This window comes from Streptomyces sp. NPDC002643 (assembly GCF_053592555.1).
The window spans coordinates 62,994-79,309 of the sequence record NZ_JBSFVY010000034.1 but is presented as its reverse complement, the minus strand read 5'-3'; the positions used below and the strand labels follow the sequence as shown (position 1 = coordinate 79,309).

The following is a 16,316-nucleotide window of genomic DNA, read 5'->3' as shown; positions in this document are numbered from 1 at the left end:
CGGTGGACCGGACGCAACTGCCGCCGCCCGGCAGCGGATCTGCTGGTCCGCTCGCCGGGAACTTGGGATTCCGGGGCCTCCGCCTGGACCGCAGGGGAGTGCGAAGCGGACGCGAAGGACCTGCACGACGACCGTGCGCTGACCGCGATCACGGCCGCTCCCGCCATCCCAAAGTCACCCAGAAGCCCCGCGCGTGGCTGTCGCCGGCAACGGGCTGACTGCGCCGCCAATGGGAGAGCCGAAAAGATCCCTTGGGTGCCTGAGCGTCGATACCCAGAAAACAAGCCACATTCGACGCCTGTGGAGCGGCCGTCCGGCATTCCCGTCACCGTGACAGCGGCCTGCCTGACCCCCCGGGCGGGGGATGCAGAAATGAGCGAAGGCGGCCAGAGCAGCACCAACGCGCGGTGACCGCACACGAATGCGCCCGCCGGGGACACGGCCTGCCGGTGCGGCGATCTCGGCCGGATCGGCTCGGCCCGGCCAGGAAGCTGTCGCATACCGGCCCCGGCAACGGCATGCCGGTCTACCGTGAAACGGGTGAAGGCTGAGGCAGGAGAGTTCGTCCCGGTGGGCTGGATGGGCCGCTACGGCATGCCGATGGACCGGTTCCACGGACGCCCGATGAGCGCGGTCACGTGGGACGACGATAGTTTCGTGCACAGCGATCCCGGCTGCCGCGCCTCGGCTGATGCCGGACCCGGGGAGACCCATCGTGTCCGCTTCGGCGCGTTCTTCGCGGCACGCATGTGTGGTTGTTGTCGTGTCCAGCCTGCGGCTGCAGACGTAGATCTCGCGGACACCGTCTTCGACCTGGTGAATCTCTGCGAGGCTGTCGAGGAAGAGGACGAAGAGGCCGAAAACCGTGAAGATCCGGACTACATACCGAACTTCCTGAGATCGAACTTCAACCCGGATCACTGGCGCTACCTGCAGTTTCACCTGTCGGAGGTTTCCAACAGCCTGCAGGCGCACCCTTGGTTGCTCAGCTGGGCGCAACCCACGCTGTCACGCATCGAGACCTGCACAGAACGCCGATGTGAGGAACAGCGGACCCTCATCGACACCGCGATGCTGGAGAGAGCCGCTGCAGCCCTGCAGCAGCGCGAGCAGTCCACCACACAACTGGCGCGAGCTTGGCAGCGGTGGCGGCGCAGGGAGGACTGGCGCGTCCACACCAGTCCGGACTACGCCCACTACGATCTGAACGCGCGCCAGCGGCCTCGGACTTCAGGCAGCGCCAAACCCGGCGCGGCGACTACCGAGATCAGCGTGCGGCTTCCGCCCAGGGGGACCGACGAGGACGGTTTCACCATGGTGGAAACCTTGTCGTTGTGGGAGATCGCCGCGATCGCCGCCTACAAGACCGACGCTGACTGGGCCGGAAGTGTCGTCACCCTGGCCGCTCCGCCCGTCGTCGCTCAGGAGTTCCTGCGTCCCGCCCGGGGCCTCGACGTCACCCCCCTTCTGCCCGGCACGGGCAGGGTGCCGCCGCCCGAAGCGCCGCGAGGCAGTCGCCAGAATTGAAAACAAAGGTTCGATTGCGAAGGGTGGTTGCTGCGTGCCGACCGGATGCCGGTGACCGGTGGCCCGGCGGGGCGTTGGCAGTGCGGCGGCGGCGTGTCGCCGGGGGCGAGGCTCGGTTCGAGACGTAGACGCGCGGGCCGCCGAGCTTCTCCTTGAGATCGAGGAGACGGTAGCCGGGCAAGACCGTACGGATCTGTTCGTGCAACCGCTCCAGCAGCTGCCGCCAGCCCGGCCCCACCGCGTGTATCCGCGCGGGGATCTGGACCGGGTGTGCGGCAGCGGAGTCTTCGGGCATCCCCCCATCCTCGCGTACAGCGCGTCCATGCAGGCCATGCCCGTGTGCGTGGCGCCTCGTCGCCCGACCGGGACGGGGGCGGCCGGGTGGCTGAGCCCCGACGTACGCAGTGCCGAGATACCGTGCCGTTCGAGGAGGTTGACAGGAACGTCGCCGGGGGCGATCCGTGGACAGGCGGCGGGCTGGGGTGCGCAGCCTGCCCACGGCCTGGGTCTTATGTGCGGCCGCCCAGAGTCCAGCCTCCCGGGGCGGGAAACAGTTCGGTGGTGATCATCTGGCCCAGCTTCCAGGGCAGGCAGGAGCGTTTGTCGAGCGTCGCCTCCAGCGTCTGTTCGGTGTGCGGAGCGTGCACCGGCAGACGCCGGTGGCGGCCGCGGGCCGGCCGCTCCGCCGTATTCGGGGTCTGGCGGGTGCGCCGCGGCTTGGGCAGGAGCGGATGCCGGCTGGCCCAGATCTCGACCATGTCCAGGCCCTCGGCCGGGATGGCCCACTCCTCGAGGAGCAGCCCGGTCCGCTCCAGCCAGGCGTGGTCCTCGTCCGGGGTCTGGGTGCGGCGCAGGCGCCGCCGTTCCCGCGCGGCCAGCATCTGGGCCAGGTGGACCACCTCCGGGTAGAACACCAGCGGCGCGACGCGCAGCTCGTCGCACCCGGCGCGTCCCAGTGCACGTCTGCGGGCCTGCCACACCGGCGCGTTGAGGGCGGGGACGTTCCACCAGCACGAGACGACGGCGTAGGCGTCCGCGAACATCGCGCGGCCGCCCGCGCCCAGGCGCCGCTCCAACTCCAGCCGCAGCCGATGAGCAGTGACCACTTCCGGCAGTGCGGTCAGGGGGAGGGGGGCCGTCCCGGGTTCGCGGCGGTTGTCCAGCCAGCGGCCGTGCCGGGCGCACACCTGCCAGGTCGCATCGCAGGCCAGGTAGGCCTCCAGGCTGGTGCCCTTGGTACGGGCGCACAGCTCGCACACCCGCACCAGGAAGCAGCCGGGCTTATCCCAGGGCCAGTCCCACACCGGCGGGCCGTCCACCGGCAGCAGCCGGTGGCCGCGCAGGTTCGGCAGCGCCCGCTGCAACTCGGCGACCCGGCGGCCGGCCATGACGGCGAGCCGCTCCAGTGCGGCCGGGTTCAGATACCCGTCGCCGAAGCGCGGGTCGCTCGGGCACCCGCCTTGGCGCAGCGGGGTGCCGAACATGAGCCAGAACTCCTCATCCGGGATGCCGCCGTTGAGGTCCGCCAGGCGGCGCGTGTAGGAGCCGGTCGACTCTCCGCCGATGAACGGCATCACCGACCGCCCCAGCCGTTTTGCCGGGCGCCAGGCCTTCGCCCGGCGCGGTCGGGCCGCGCGGGCACGGGGGGTACGGGACGCCGTCACTGTCACATGCCTTCCTCATCACTTGCCCTCGACGGGGCCGCCGGTCTTTACCGCCGGGGCGCCGCGCCGAGTCCCACGGACCACGGCTGCCCGCAGCGGCCAGCCGTGGTCTGCGAAGAGACCGCCCCGCCTGTCCGCGTACTTCTCTACGGCCTCCGGCCGCCGCACGCGGTGCGTTCGGCCATGGCGTCCCGGGTACAGCGTGTCTTTGGCCGAATCTTTTCGATGTCCCGCCCGGGTCGGCGTTTCCAGCGAGTACATTCCCGCCCGATCTGAAGACCCGGCCCGGCATGACGCGGTGCCTCGGCAGCTCCGTGAGGAGAGGGTATGGAGTTACGCGAGCATCAGATCGAGGCGCTCGCCGCGATCGAGGCCGCCGTGGCCGCCGGTGAACAGCGCATGACGGTGGTGGCCGCCTGCGGCACCGGCAAGACCCTGATCGCCCAGCAGGCCGCGCAGCGCCTGGCCCCCCAGGGCGCCGTGCTGGTGCTGATGCCGACGAAGGCCCTGGTGACGCAGACCATCAGACGCTGGCGCGAAGCCGGCCGGGCGGGGCTCGCGCTCGGGGTCTGCTCCCTGCGCCAGCGGGAGAGCGGACTGTCCCCCGGCGAGGCGGTGATGACCCGTCACCCGCGGGCGATCGCCCGCGCGATGCGCGTCGGCGGCCCGGTCGCCGTGTTCGCCACCTACGGCTCGCTGCACCACATCCAGCGGGCCCACGAGCAGCACGGCCTGCCGCCCTGGGACCTGGTGATCGCCGACGAGGCCCACCGCACCTGCTCCGCCTTCGGAGACGGCTGGGGCACCGTCCACGACGACGCCGCGATCCCCGCCAAGACCCGCCTCTACATGACCGCAACACCCAGGATCTGGGGTGCAGGTGCCCCGGCGCCGGACGAACTGCTGCCGTTCATGGAACGCATCCCGCTGGCCACCATGGACCACCGCGAGATATTCGGCCCGACCGTGTTCGAGCTGGGCATGGCCGAGGCCATCGAGCGCGGCATCCTGGCCGACTACCAGGTCATCATGCCCATCGTCGACGACAGCGACCTGCACGCCATCCTCGCCGCCCGCCGCCCGGCCACCAGCGCCCACCACAACGGGCTGCGCAACGCCGCCGTCCAGGTCGCCCTGCTGCGGGCGATCGCCGAACACCGGCTGCGCCGCGTCCTGGTCTTCCACAACCGCGTCGCCCTCGCACAGGCCTTCGCCGCCTGGCTGCCGACCACCGCCCTGGAGGTCGGCGAGGAACTGCGCATCGAGAACCTGTGGGCACAGGCGATCCACGGCCAACAGTCAGGCGACTGGCGCCGCGACCTGCTGGACGACTTCGCCGACCCCGACCGGGACTGCGCGGTGCTGTCCAACGTGCGCGTGCTGAACGAGGGCGTCGACATGCCCGACGTCGACGCCGTGGTCTTCGCCGACCCGCGCTACAGCACCATCGACGCCATCCAGGCCGTCGGCCGCGGCCTGCGCCAGCCCCCGGGTGCCGGGAAGAAGACCACCCTGATCTTCCCGGTCTACCTCCACCCCGGCACCGACACCGCCGACCTGCTGCACAGCTCCGCGTTCGCGAACCTGATCACCCTCCTGCAGGCGCTGCGCGCCCACGACAAATCGTTCATGGACCGCATCGCGCTGCCCGCCCGCACGCGCACCGCCGCCACCACGGCGCGGCGGGCCGTCTACTACGCCCATCCCGAGCGCGCCGCTCAACTGGCCCGCGCCCTCGGCCTGGAGATCACCCTGCCGGCCATCGGCACCTGGGAACAGGCCCTTGCCTCCGCCACCCGCTACCGCACCAGCTTCGGGCACCTGGACGTCCCCGCCGACTACACCGACCCGGACGGCTTCGCCCTGGGCGAGTGCGTGCACAACCTGCGCCTGCGCCACTTCCTGGACCGCCTGCCGGCCGAACACCAACAGGCCCTGGACGCGCTCGGCCTGCCCTGGACCGCGCCGGCGCAGACCTTCGACTCCATGCTGGAGCACGCCCGCACCTGGGCGGCCGAGCACGGCCACCTCGCCGTCCCCGTCAAGGCCGACATCGGCGGCCACCGGCTGGGCACATGGCTGGCCACCCAGCGCCGCAAAGCCGCCGCCGGCCGGCTGCCCGACGCCCACCAGCAGGCACTCGCCGCTCTCGACCCGCACTGGAACGTGCCCTGGATGGACTGGAAGCGCAAGTACGCCCGCGCCAAGGCCCTTGCCCAGACCCCCGGCTGGCGGTCCACCTCGCCCTCCTCCAAGGACACAAACCGGGAGGACCGCATCACCATGAACTGGATCTACAAACAGCGGCTGAAGTTCTTCCGCCTGGACGAAGCCCAGCAGGACCTGCTGCTCCAGCTGGGGATCCCGCCCCTGCCCGACGGCGTCTACTACGACAGCTACCACGACCCCGAACGCCACCGCTTCTACGAAGGATTGGGACACCTCGGCGCGTTCCTGGCCCGTGAAGGCCACATCGACGTTCCCCGCCGCCACCAGGAGCCGTGGTGGTGGGGCAACGGCGGCGAGCAGTCAAAGACGTTCCCGCTGGGGGAGTGGATCCACCAGTGCCGCAAGCACCCCGAGGTGCTCACCGAAGAGCAGCGCCGCGCCCTGGAAGCGCTGCGCATGGTCTGGGACCCCAGCCTGGGACGCAGCAAGCGCCCCCAACCGCCCCGCTAGCCACAGTCAGCCGCAGCCACGCCCAGGCGACCGCAGCCCGTCGCACGCCCCCACCGCCGCCGCTCCCTGCCGCCCGGAGCGGCGGGGGCGGGCCGCGGCGGTGGGACGGGAACAGGTCACAAGTGCACGACACCGCCGAGCGGGATCGAGTCCAACAGCTTGGGGGTGATGCGCTCCTGCTTGGAGCGGATGGCCTTCTGTGCCGCCTGGCAGATCAGATGCGACAGCATCCGCATGTTGCCGCGGCTGCGGGTGTGCAGGTGCTGCGACAGCTCCAGCAGGTCGCCGCGGGTGTGCCGGTACAGCCGCAGGTTCTTGTCGAACCGGTCGACGATGACGGCGAACGTGCGGGTCTCCTCGTCACTGAAGCCGATCCGGCTGGTGCGCAGCACCGGGTGATCGCCCCACGGCTGCTCGTTCGGTTCCAGGGGCGTCTCGTTGTCCCGGGTGAGCGGGTCGACGATGGAGCGTGCGCCGCGCCCGCAGTAGATGAACGTGGCACCGGTCTCCTCGCTGATCATGTCCAGGTACTGGAACGCCAGTTCCGCCTCCACAGCGGTGCGCAGCCGCTCGATGCCGTCGATGAGGACGAGCAGAGTGCGGGCCTTGCGCATCGTTCGGATGACGGACTCGGTCGGATCCCCGCTCTCGCGTTGCTGGCCCAGAAAACGGGCGAAAGCGCCCGCCCAGTTGCGGTTGCCGCGCGCCGTCGGCGGCACGTTCAGCGTGATCACTGGGATGCGGTTCTCGTCCGGCCCGTACAGCTTGGCAAGCTTCTGTTCCCAGTGCACGCCGATCCACCGCAGCAGGGCGCTCTTGCCCGTGCCACGCGGGCCTTCCACGATGATCCCGACCTTGCCGCCCTCACGCTGCCGGTTGGCGAACACCCGCGTGGCCACCACCTTCAAGGCTTCGGTGATCGCCGGTGTGACCACGATGTTCATGTGCCCGTGGTAGAGCAGCCGCGGGTCGTGTTCGGTGACCTTCGTGCCCTCGGGTGCGCAGTCGGCCAGGTCCGGCGGCTTGGCGAGCCGGGCGGCCAGCGCCCGCCAGGCATAACAGTCCTCGGGCCACAAAGGGGCCGGCGGGGCCAGGAACATCGGCTCCGGTTCGCTCATGCGGGCCAGCAACAGCTCCTCCTCGCCGGCCTTGTCCGCCTCCATCACGAAGTTCCCTTTCCGGTCTTTGTCCAGCTGGCGATCCCAGCACGCCCGGGGTGCCCAGATCGCTTGGCACGAGGCTCACGCCACGCCGTCACCATCGTCGTCACCGTCCTCCTCGTCGGTGCTGTGCGTCTGGCGGACGTCGGCGATGATCCGCCGGTAGCGAGCGGCCAGGTCCTCACCGCCCTCACCAACCGCCCCACCGGCCGGGGCGCTTTCCCAGGCGGCGAGCGAGGCGTCCGGGGCCACCGGCCCGCCGGCCCAGTCAATGTCGATTCCTGCCTGCGCCCGGCCGGTCGCGTACAGACCCGTGTCGTCCAGCGCCAGCGGATCCCCGCCCAACTCCGAGTCCAGCGGGTCCCCGTCCGATTCCGCGTCCAGGGCCAGCAGTTGCGAGCGGTCCAGCGGGGCACGCCCCGCATACGGGTCGAACGCTGCAGCCGGCGCCGGCGGCGGCACGGGCGTGTAGCCGTCGGGCAGTTGTACCCGTGCGGCCCGGTCCGGGCCCTGGGCGGCGCGCTCCAGCAGTTCGGCGAGCGCCTGCGCGATGGCCTCCTCGTCGATGATCCGGCCACCCCGCTCGAGATGCTGGGAGGCGGCGATGTCCCACAAAAACTGCGTGAACGGCTGCCCGACCAGGTGCTGGTGCACCCACGTCGCCTCCACCCACTCGTTGGTGTCATGGTTGCGCAGCCACACCCGGGACAGGTCGTTGGGCGAGTACCTAAGCTCCCACCGGCCTTTTCTCCTGCCCCGCAGCCCGGAGCGGACTCCGCGGCAGGGGTTGAGCCCCTTCTTCGGGTCGCGCTCGAGGTTGTCGTAGGTGCGGTTCTTGAACCGGATGCCCTGCTTGCTCACTCCCACCCAGGCGGTCGGCAGCAGCCGCAGATAGTCGTCGCGGGTCAGCGGGATCGGCAGATAGCCGTCGACGGCCACGCAGGCGGCGTACATCTGGTTCGGCGTCAGCTCGGGCAGGTAGGCGTCGTACGGATCGGCGAGCTCGGGATGCGGAGTGTTCTGCCACTCCAGCGCGATCCACTGCTGGAGCATGTCGTCGAGTTCGGCCAGCGTCCACAGCCGCTCGCCGTCCACGGTCCGCCGCACCCGCACCGGATCGTTGCCGGTGTAGGTGTTCACGTGCTGGCTGAACTTCGATTTCACGGTTCCGAAGGTGCGCTCCACGACCGCCTTGTCCTGGCCCGTGCGTTTGCGCGCCGGCCGCACCGAGATACCCAGGTACTCGCAGGCGTCGAAGAAGGTCCGCCCGGCGAACACCGTGCCGTGGTCGATGACGATCAGATCCGGGATGATCACCGGCCGGGCCGCGGCCTGCGCGAACCGGGCATCGACAGCAACCAGTTCCTCGAACGGCAGGTCGGGAGGCGCTGGCGTGGACTGCCGCGTCGAAACCGGGCCGCATCGGTACCGGCACCAGGGCCTGGGCCAGCAGCTCGCAGGCATCCACCGCCTTCGTCGCCCGGCCCTTGCGCCGCGGCGCTCCCACCAGACCGCCCTGGCCGCCCTTGCGGCGCTTGCCCCGCCGCCCGGACTGCTTGGGCCGCACCACCGCGGCGACGATGCTCCGGGTCGCCACACACACCGCGCAGGTCAGTTCCACGCGGGCCGGCTGACCGTCGTCGCCCAGCACCCAGATGTCCAGATCGGTCGAGTCGATCTGGACGAGTTCGCCCGGCATGGTCGCCGACGTCACCGAGAACGGCGGCACCGACCCCGGGCCCGTTAGACGGTGACCGCCCCGGCCGCCCAGGTCTCGGGCATCGATGCCCAGCCGCTGCAGCAGTTTGTACAGCGTCGGCTCGGCCGGGACCTTGACCGACTCCCCGTGCGCGGCGCGCACCGTCCGCCGCAGCTGCTTGAACAGCTTGCGCGCGTCGCTCGGTGTATCCATGCGCCGCCGCTGCCGGTCCACCAGCATCAGCAGCTGGTCCACCACCCGCGCATCGGTCAGCCCGTACAGCCGCCGCTGTTTGGTGCTGCGCCCGTCCACCAGCGCCACCACGGTGCGCTTCCTGCGGTACGCCAGCCGTTTGGCCTGCACCGTCTGCCAGGACACCGACCAGCCCAGCACGGCATGCAACTCCGCCGCCTTGGCCTGGTAGCGCTCGATGAACGTGGTGGTGGCCGGGTCGTACATGGGCCGCGGCCGCGCCCCCGCAGCCGCGTCGGGCGGCAGCCCGGTGTCGACTTCGATGACCGCCCGCCACCACGCCTGCGCCGCTTCCGCCGCAGCGGCGGGGACGCCCTCCAGGGCAGCGAAGTCGGGCAGCTCGGCCTGGGCGACGGGCTGCCCCGCCTCGTCCAGGACCGCGAAGTCCACGGCGGCGGCCAGCACCGCCAGCGGCACCGACACGGGCGTCTGGTCACCGCCGACGGGGGCCAGATGCACCGTCACCCCGTCCAGGCCCGCCACTACGTACACGCTGCCGCGACAGAGCACCCGGTCGCCGCGCACCAGCACCCCGCGCGGCGCACGCCGCACCACCAGCGACGCCCGCTCCACCACGGACGCGCTCACGGGCGCCATCATGGCTGCTCCGCCGCGAACGGCCGGCGCACCGCGTCCGGTTCCCCCGCCCCCAGCGGCCCCACCAGCGACCCCGGGCCGAGCGGCACACCCCAGTCCACGCCCAGCCGCCGGTGCCACAGCATGTGATAGAGCCGGGGCAGGGCCAGCATCCGCTGCACCCCGCACTGCGCCACGCCCTCCATCAGCGGCCGCGGCCGGGCGAAGGCCTCGCTCAGCGCGGCCTCCACGCCCGCATCGCCGTACCGCCAATGGCGCCGCCGCGAGACCCACCGCAGATTGATCAGCGCCACCGCCCCGGGCAAATGCGGCACCGCGAGCTGCCAGCCCGCCTGCCCGCACGCCTCACGCAGCACCGCCAGCTGCCGCTCGAACCGCTCACTCGGCCCCTTCTGGGGCGGGCACGCCACCGCCAGCGTGCCCCCGGCCGCGGTACGCACGAAGAAGTCCGGCACCAGCTGCCGCTCCCGGCCCCGCTCGCGCCAGATCAGCTGTCCCGACCAGGCGCTGAAACCGGTCACACCCGGGTGGAAGTCGAGCAGCATCGCCGTCGCCAGCCGCTCCAGCGACCGGCAGCCCACATGCCGCCTGGTGGTCGCCGCCCACCACCAGGTGACGATGCTGCGCTGCGAGGGATGCCGCGACGGCTTCCACACCTCGCCCCGCTTGGTCAGCGGAACGCCGGCCATCCGCTCGATCGGCAGGGTCCTCCGCACCCCGTACCTGTCCTGGTGGAGAACCCGCAACTCCCGTGCCATGAAAGCCCCTTGCATCACGCGGCCACACGTCCGTCAGACCTCCTAGCACACCGCCCGCCCCACTGCCCCTGCCGCACGACGCCTTCCGGACAGCATCAAGTCCGTCCGGAAGCCCACCCCCGGCCAGGCGGAGACAACCGGCACGCCGCGGTCGCCAACTCGCCCCTATTGACAAGTGATTCGCGATTCGCGATAAATAAATCATGGAGCATGCGGAGGAGTTGCGGCGCCTGTCGGCAGGAGTCTTCGGCAACCGCTACCGGGCCGAACTCATCGCCGCCCTGGCCGCCGCCGGTGACAAAGGTGTCTGCCTGGGGGACCTGGCCATGGCCCGGCAGGTGCCGGCGAGCGTCTACCTGCCGCCGGTTCACACACTGATCACGCTCGGCCTGGTCCAGCGAGTCCCGCCCGCGCCGGGGGAGCGGCGGCGCTTTTACCGGTGCTGCGGCAGCGCCCAGGCCTGGCAGTCACTGGCCGCCACCGTGGCCCGGCTCCAAGAGCACCAGGCACCGTCCGGCGCGGCCTAGCCCGCACCGGTCAGCAACCACGCAAGCAGAGTCGAAAGGGGCGGCCGGCATGGCGGCGCCGACAGCACGAGCACGGGCCTTCGTCCAGCACGCCTCGGCCCCCCTGGTCGGCCAGGGCGCGCAGCTGGCCGAGACGACCATCGAGGGCAGCCGCAACACCCTCGTCTTCTACCGGCGCGATCACCTCGAATGCGAGCGCCGCCGCGCCCAGGGGGCAGCAGAACTCGGCATCGCAGACCTCACGGTCCTGCTCGACCTCCCCGCCGACCTTCCGGTCCGGCTGGACTCACTTCCCACCCCGCTGCGCGAACAGATCCGCGCACTGCCCTGGGGTGCCGTGACCCTCACCGGCGACCATGTCTGCCGGCGCGCAGTACGCCCGCTGACCGTGGACCTCGTCATCGTCCGCGCCCGCAGCACCCACTGGGAAGGAGGCCTGGCACGCGCCAGCCGCTTCAAGCCGTTCGCCCGCCGTGCCCTGCTCGTCGCCCCGCCCGCCCACGCCCGCGACGAGCTGCTGATACGAGCCGCCTACCTGGGCATCGGCATCCTCGAGCCGACCGCTGAGGGCCTTGCCTGGACGCTGGTGCCCGAGCCGTACCGGCCCCGCCGTCATACCCCCGTCGCCTGGCACTTCACCGAGCAGCTCCACGTCCGCCTGCCCTGACGTCCCGTCAGCCGGTGTGCTGCGCCGCCGTCCGGCGCGCGGGCAGCTCGGCCCACGCGGACAGGTCCGGGGAGGTGGTGAACCCCGGGAGCTGCTGGATCCGGGCATTCCACATCGCCGAGCTGTCCAGCGCCTGTCGGCATTGCTGCCGCCACCACGCCGCACGGTCGGCGGCGTCGACCGCGCGCAGCTGCCGCACCCACACCATCAGCGAGGACGCGTTGTGCCCGGCGGCGGGGATCTGCTGCGCCATGCTGGTGAACCGGTCCAAGGGCTCGCCCTGGCACTCCTCGCACGAGCAGGCCGGGGCCTCGTCGTCGAACCGCTTGGCCAGGGTGAGCCCGAGGAAGAAGTCCATCAGTTCCGGGAACAGGACGGCCGGGCTGCCCGGGCCGCCCCCCGATGCCGCTTGCGTCGACGCCGACGTCGGCGGCACGGTGTGGCGCATGCTGGCGTCGACGCCGAACGCGGTGAAGCCCGCACCCCGCGCCAGGCCCCCGAAGGCACCGAGGCCCGTGCGCAGCACCCCGACGCCGGGCACCAGTTCCAGCAGCCGCGCGAGCCCCGCCGCGCCGCCGCGTGCATCCGGCCGGCCGCCCACCAGGACCGCCTTCGGCCCCGCGACCCGGTGCAGCACCTCGGCGAGGTACTCCACCGGTCCAGGATGCAGCCAGCCGGCGTCGACGGGCACCGCGAACACCACCCGCGGGTCGCCCAGACGCGTCACCCGTGCCGCTGCCGCCTGCAGCGCGCCGGTGGCCCCGGCGTGCAGGTATCCGGTCGGTGTCAGGGCGAGGCCGGCGAATGCGAGGTGGGCCAGCATCAGGTGTTCCAGTGGATCCCCGAACAGCGGCGCAGGCCCGTTGTCCAGGCTCGGGAAGGGCGCTTCCTCGCTGGCCGCAGCGACGCGGTAGCAGGCCTCGTCGACCAGCAGTGCGGCATCGAAGCCGTCCTCCCGCAGCTGGACGGCCTTGGTCAGCGCCCCGTCGCCGGTCAGTACCAGGCCGCTCGAGGACGGATCGACCCGACTTCGGTAGCGCGCCGCGCGCCGATGGCCGACCTGCAAGAGCACCCGGTCCGCCACGGCTGCGGGAACTGTGCCGCTGAGAGGGAGAGGCGCACGTGCTGTCATGTTGCCTCCGCGCAGGTCGACGAGGCGCAAAAGACGCTGAACGCAGGGCCTGCAGCAGCCCGGGGTGCGAGCGTGACACAGCAGGCGCACAGGCCCATCGCTCAACTCCGGGCACAGTAACAGCACTTACCCGAGCGGAGGGGCCGCTCAGGTCAACAGCCGCCGACCGGGCTGCCGGACCTGAGGAGGAAGCAGCCCAAGCCGCTGTATCTGATCACTGCGTCGGCGAAGACGAAGACGTGAGCGGGAAGAATCCGAAGCGCTGGCCGTGGGCCTCGCGGCTGAACATGTAGACCTGCACCCGATCGAGGATGTCCGAGGGCGGGTCGGTGTTCTCCGCGACGACGGCCTGGCCGTGGAAGGACTGGAACTGGCGTGTGATTCAAAGTGAGTCGGAAACGCAGGCCGGCGTGTGTGACCGCTGCGGGTCGGTGATCATCTGGTGCCCAGCCTGCGAAGGAGCCGGCGCCGTCGACTCAGGGTGAGCAGAACTGTACCTGTGGCCTGGTGTATTCGGTCTTCCAAGATCACGCCGATGACAGCAGCATCGAGGTCACCCTGGTACGGCAGTGCTCGAAGGCGTGAGACCGGAGCCGGGCGATGCTGGCACGCGTCTTCGTGCCGGATTGGCCACCTCGGTCGTGCTCGACGACGAGCGCCGTTCCGTCTTGACAGTTTTTGCGTCTGCCACAGCCCCCGATCGCGGATACCTGGTGGCTGTGGAGGCGGGCAACGGCGCGATGCGGCGACTGAGCAGGTGATGCCGCAACCGGGTCTGACCGAACGTGAGTTGGCTCAGGCGCCGGACAGGCGGGCGAGGTGGGTGTCGATCCAGGACAGGCCGCCGAGGTCGAGGTGGCGGCCGCGAGTGACGGCGACGTAGGCGAGACGGGCGTCGGTGTCACTGACGGGTTCGGGGATGGGGCGGCCCTGGGAGTCGTGCTGGTCGGTGTCCTTGGGCGGGGGGAAGTCGTCGCCGATCCGCACGGTGGGCCATTCGCGGCCCTTGGCGGAGTGGGCGGTGGAGACGGTGACGTCGGCGGTCTTCTCGTCGGTGAGCTGACTGATCGCGGTGAGGATGGCGTCGGGGCCGTGTGTGTCGACGAGGTTGACGAAGGGCTGCAGGTCGCATCCGGCGGGATCGTGTTCGGCGTACTCCTGCAACTCGCCCCAGGAACCGAAGAGAACGAGTTCGGAATGGGTGGTGGGGCGTCCTTCCTGGAGGTCGCGGGCGGCGAGCGCCAGCGCGGCCAGAGCCTGTGCGCCGCGGGTCAGGGCGACGCGCCGGCCCTCGGCGAGCAGGCGCATGACCTCGGTCATGGCACCGATGTTCGTGCGGCACAGTACCGCGTCCGGCCGGGCCAGATCGCCGACTTCCGCGGCGATGGCCGTGCTGCCGGTCAGCCGGATGGGGGCCTCGGCGAGCTCCAGCCACCGGTTTGCCTGCTCGGCGATGAGCGGGCCGAAGCGAAAGGACTGTGTGAGGGCCAGTTGCGTGGCGTCGAAGCCGGTCATCACGTCGCGGGCGCCGCGCCAGCCGTAGATGGCCTGGGCGGAGTCACCGACCATGACCAGCTGCGCATGGTCGCGCTGGGCGGAGAAGACCTGTTCCAGGACGGGGTTGGTGTCCTGGGCCTCGTCGAGCAGGAGGAAGTCCGCGTTGATCTTCGGCTCGGTCAGGGCCCACATCTTCAGGTAGTGGTCGTGCTCGAAGCGGACCACTCCCTGGTCGGGGTTGTGCAGGTCGGTCCAGGCGCGGCGGGCGAACGGCAGGACCGCCTCGGCGAGTTGGGCGTGTTCGCCGGGGGTTCCCAGGCGGCGCAGTGCGGGGACGTGATGGCGGCCCACGGCTCGGTCGGCCGAGTAGCAGAAGCGGGTCACGGTGCGCAGCACGGCGTAGGACAGCGATCTGGTACTGATCTCGTGCTCGCCGATGCGGACGGGCCGGGTGATGCCGAGCGCCTGGCCGGTCTTCCAGGCGGGCTGGCGGGGGCTGTTGAGACGGCCGGTGTAGCGGTGGCCGAGGGCCGCGTAGGCGGTGGCGTGGGCCGTCTTGCACTGCACGGTGCGGGGGAAGCGGGTTGCCGCGTCTTGGGCGATGCTCTTGTTGAAGGCGAGATAGCGACCGCGGCACTGGGTGCTGGCGGCGAGCAGGGCGAGCGTGGTGGTCTTGCCCGTGCCGGCGCCGGCCTGCAGAGCGAGGTGGTGGCCGGCACGGAAAACGTCGGCGGCATGGACCTGTTCGTCGGTGGGCGTAGGCAATGAAGACTCCGCAGCGAGCATGGAGACGAAGAGAGCCCAGGCGGCCTACGGCCCAGGGGGCACTCACGGAAGAGAGGGCGTTACGGTGCCGCCGGCGAGTGGCTGCGTCGGCTGAGGGCATGGACTGCGCAGGTCAGCACTTCTTCGAGGGAGTGGTCGGCCAGCAGGACCTGTAGCCGGTCCTCCAGTGCGCGAAGGCGCTGCTGTTCCCGCTCGGCGAGGGCCGCGGTCACGCGTCGGCTGAGGAATTGCGCGGGCCGCTGGCCCCGGCAGGCCGCAGCCTGGCGGATGGCTGCCTCATCGCTCCGGCTGAACGCGATATTGAGCCGTACCTGCCCTTTGCGGTCCGGGTAGTGCGTGCTCAGGACATCGATGGGCAGCCGTGAACCCAGGCGGCGCCGCAGTCTGTGCAGGGCGTGGCCCGGGCTGCGGGCGTCCTGCACGGCCATCAGCCGGGTGCGGTCGGCGTTCATGGCCAGCGATACGGCCCGCCGGGCGCGCTTGAGTTCACCGGGGGAGAGGGGCCGGGTCAGGAGGATCTCGACGGCATGGTGTCGCGTCACGGCCGGACCGCCTTCCGCGTGCGGCCCGAGGCCCCGGGGCGCCTGCGGGGTGGGCAGCCGGGTGTGGATGTGCTCACGGTGCAGGAGAGGGTCGAAGGACTCCCAGTCCGGCACCGTCAGGTCGGGTGCCGTTGGAGTGGCTGCGTGCTCAAGGCAGCGCTGGGCACGCCAGCGCAGCTGCTCGGCGTAGGAAAGGCCGCTGAGGTCGTAGACGGCCATCACATCAGCGGGCAGCGCCAGTTGGCCGGTGGCAGAGGTGGCGGGCATCAGGGTCCAGGTGCCGGCCGGGGTGTGGGGAGCGAGGACCGGGCGGGTACAGCGGACGCGGCGCCGGGTCAGGGCCACGCACTGGATCTCCTCCACTGGGCCGTCGGCCAGGTAGCGGACGTACAGCAACTGCACAACAGGCCGGGCCGGGCGGCACACAGCTCTCTGTGCCGCTGCCCCGTCCGGCGGGGTGGCGGGTGGGGTGAAGGTCCCGGCGTCGATCAGGCGCCGGGTGTTCACCGCGAGCGCTCTGCGTAGCGCCTCCAGCTCGGCTGCCGCGGGGGCGTCCCGTGCGGGGCACAGCAGGGCGTGCGGGATGCGGCACCAGCTGCTGCCGTCCCCGGCTGGATGGGCGATGCCGGAGCTGACGTGCCAGCGGCAGTCGGCCGGTACCCGGGCGGCGGGGAGTTCGCGCGGATGCAGACGGACCATCTGCGGGCCGCTGCGGTGGTACCACTCGATCCGGTTGCCGCACTCACGGCAACGGCTGTGCTGGCCGCAGCGCATCAGCCGGCTGCTACCGCCAGGATTCACCCGCAGGGCACGACGCATGGGGACGGCA

The 16,316-nt window shown here is 71.2% G+C and carries 12 protein-coding genes; 5 read left to right on the top strand and 7 right to left on the bottom strand.

Features of this window, described 5'->3' with window-relative positions; genetic code table 11:
• Nucleotides 1-540 precede the first annotated feature (540 nt).
• On the top strand, nt 541-1,527 hold the full coding sequence (locus tag ACWD4G_RS36915) for a hypothetical protein (RefSeq protein ID WP_451301472.1): 987 nt from the start codon (nt 541-543) through the stop codon (nt 1,525-1,527).
• Between the two features lie 509 nt (nt 1,528-2,036).
• Here the strand turns inward: ACWD4G_RS36915 and ACWD4G_RS36910 are convergent.
• Nucleotides 2,037-3,197, bottom strand: a complete 1,161-nt coding sequence (locus ACWD4G_RS36910) for a hypothetical protein (protein WP_451301470.1) — start codon at nt 3,195-3,197, stop codon at nt 2,037-2,039.
• Nucleotides 3,198-3,518: 321 nt separating this feature from the next.
• On the opposite strand from ACWD4G_RS36910, the gene ACWD4G_RS36905 reads away from it, so the two are divergent.
• Complete coding sequence (locus tag ACWD4G_RS36905; RefSeq protein ID WP_451301469.1) at nt 3,519-5,870, top strand: Helicase associated domain protein; 2,352 nt, start codon at nt 3,519-3,521, stop codon at nt 5,868-5,870.
• A 116-nt stretch (nt 5,871-5,986) separates the two neighbouring features.
• On the opposite strand, the gene ACWD4G_RS36900 is transcribed toward ACWD4G_RS36905, so the two are convergent.
• Nucleotides 5,987-7,033, bottom strand: a complete 1,047-nt coding sequence (locus ACWD4G_RS36900; protein ID WP_451301467.1) for an AAA family ATPase — start codon at nt 7,031-7,033, stop codon at nt 5,987-5,989.
• A gap of 78 nt (nt 7,034-7,111) precedes the next feature.
• Entirely contained in the window at nt 7,112-8,347 is a 1,236-nt protein-coding gene (locus ACWD4G_RS36895) for a hypothetical protein (protein WP_451301465.1), read from the bottom strand.
• Nucleotides 8,348-8,907: 560 nt separating this feature from the next.
• On the opposite strand from ACWD4G_RS36895, the gene ACWD4G_RS36890 reads away from it, so the two are divergent.
• Entirely contained in the window at nt 8,908-9,153 is a 246-nt protein-coding gene (locus ACWD4G_RS36890) for a hypothetical protein (protein ID WP_451301463.1), read from the top strand.
• Nucleotides 9,154-9,577: 424 nt separating this feature from the next.
• Here the strand turns inward: ACWD4G_RS36890 and ACWD4G_RS36885 are convergent, their stop codons facing one another.
• The gene (locus ACWD4G_RS36885; protein ID WP_451301461.1) at nt 9,578-10,336 is read right to left on the bottom strand and encodes a TnsA-like heteromeric transposase endonuclease subunit; all 759 of its coding nucleotides are present in this window, start codon (nt 10,334-10,336) and stop codon (nt 9,578-9,580) included.
• 203 nt (nt 10,337-10,539) lie between these two features.
• Between ACWD4G_RS36885 and ACWD4G_RS36880 the strand changes: the two genes are divergently transcribed.
• Together ACWD4G_RS36880 and ACWD4G_RS36875 are read left to right on the top strand one after the other, a co-directional pair.
• Nucleotides 10,540-10,863: a hypothetical protein gene (locus ACWD4G_RS36880; protein ID WP_451301459.1), complete on the top strand. Its 324-nt coding sequence runs from the start codon at nt 10,540-10,542 to the stop codon at nt 10,861-10,863.
• Between the two features lie 49 nt (nt 10,864-10,912).
• Nucleotides 10,913-11,530, top strand: a complete 618-nt coding sequence (locus tag ACWD4G_RS36875; protein ID WP_451301457.1) for a hypothetical protein — start codon at nt 10,913-10,915, stop codon at nt 11,528-11,530.
• 7 nt (nt 11,531-11,537) lie between these two features.
• Here ACWD4G_RS36875 and ACWD4G_RS36870 read toward each other — a convergent pair whose 3' ends face one another.
• From ACWD4G_RS36870 to ACWD4G_RS36860, 3 genes are all read right to left on the bottom strand, one after another.
• A complete protein-coding gene (locus ACWD4G_RS36870) occupies nt 11,538-12,614 on the bottom strand; it encodes a hypothetical protein (RefSeq protein ID WP_451301455.1) in 1,077 nt (358 codons plus the stop codon).
• Nucleotides 12,615-13,457: 843 nt separating this feature from the next.
• Nucleotides 13,458-14,924: a UvrD-helicase domain-containing protein gene (locus ACWD4G_RS36865; RefSeq protein WP_451301453.1), complete on the bottom strand. Its 1,467-nt coding sequence runs from the start codon at nt 14,922-14,924 to the stop codon at nt 13,458-13,460.
• An 80-nt stretch (nt 14,925-15,004) separates the two neighbouring features.
• Nucleotides 15,005-16,306: a DUF6083 domain-containing protein gene (locus tag ACWD4G_RS36860; RefSeq protein WP_451301451.1), complete on the bottom strand. Its 1,302-nt coding sequence runs from the start codon at nt 16,304-16,306 to the stop codon at nt 15,005-15,007.
• Between the last annotated feature and the right edge of the window lie 10 nt (nt 16,307-16,316).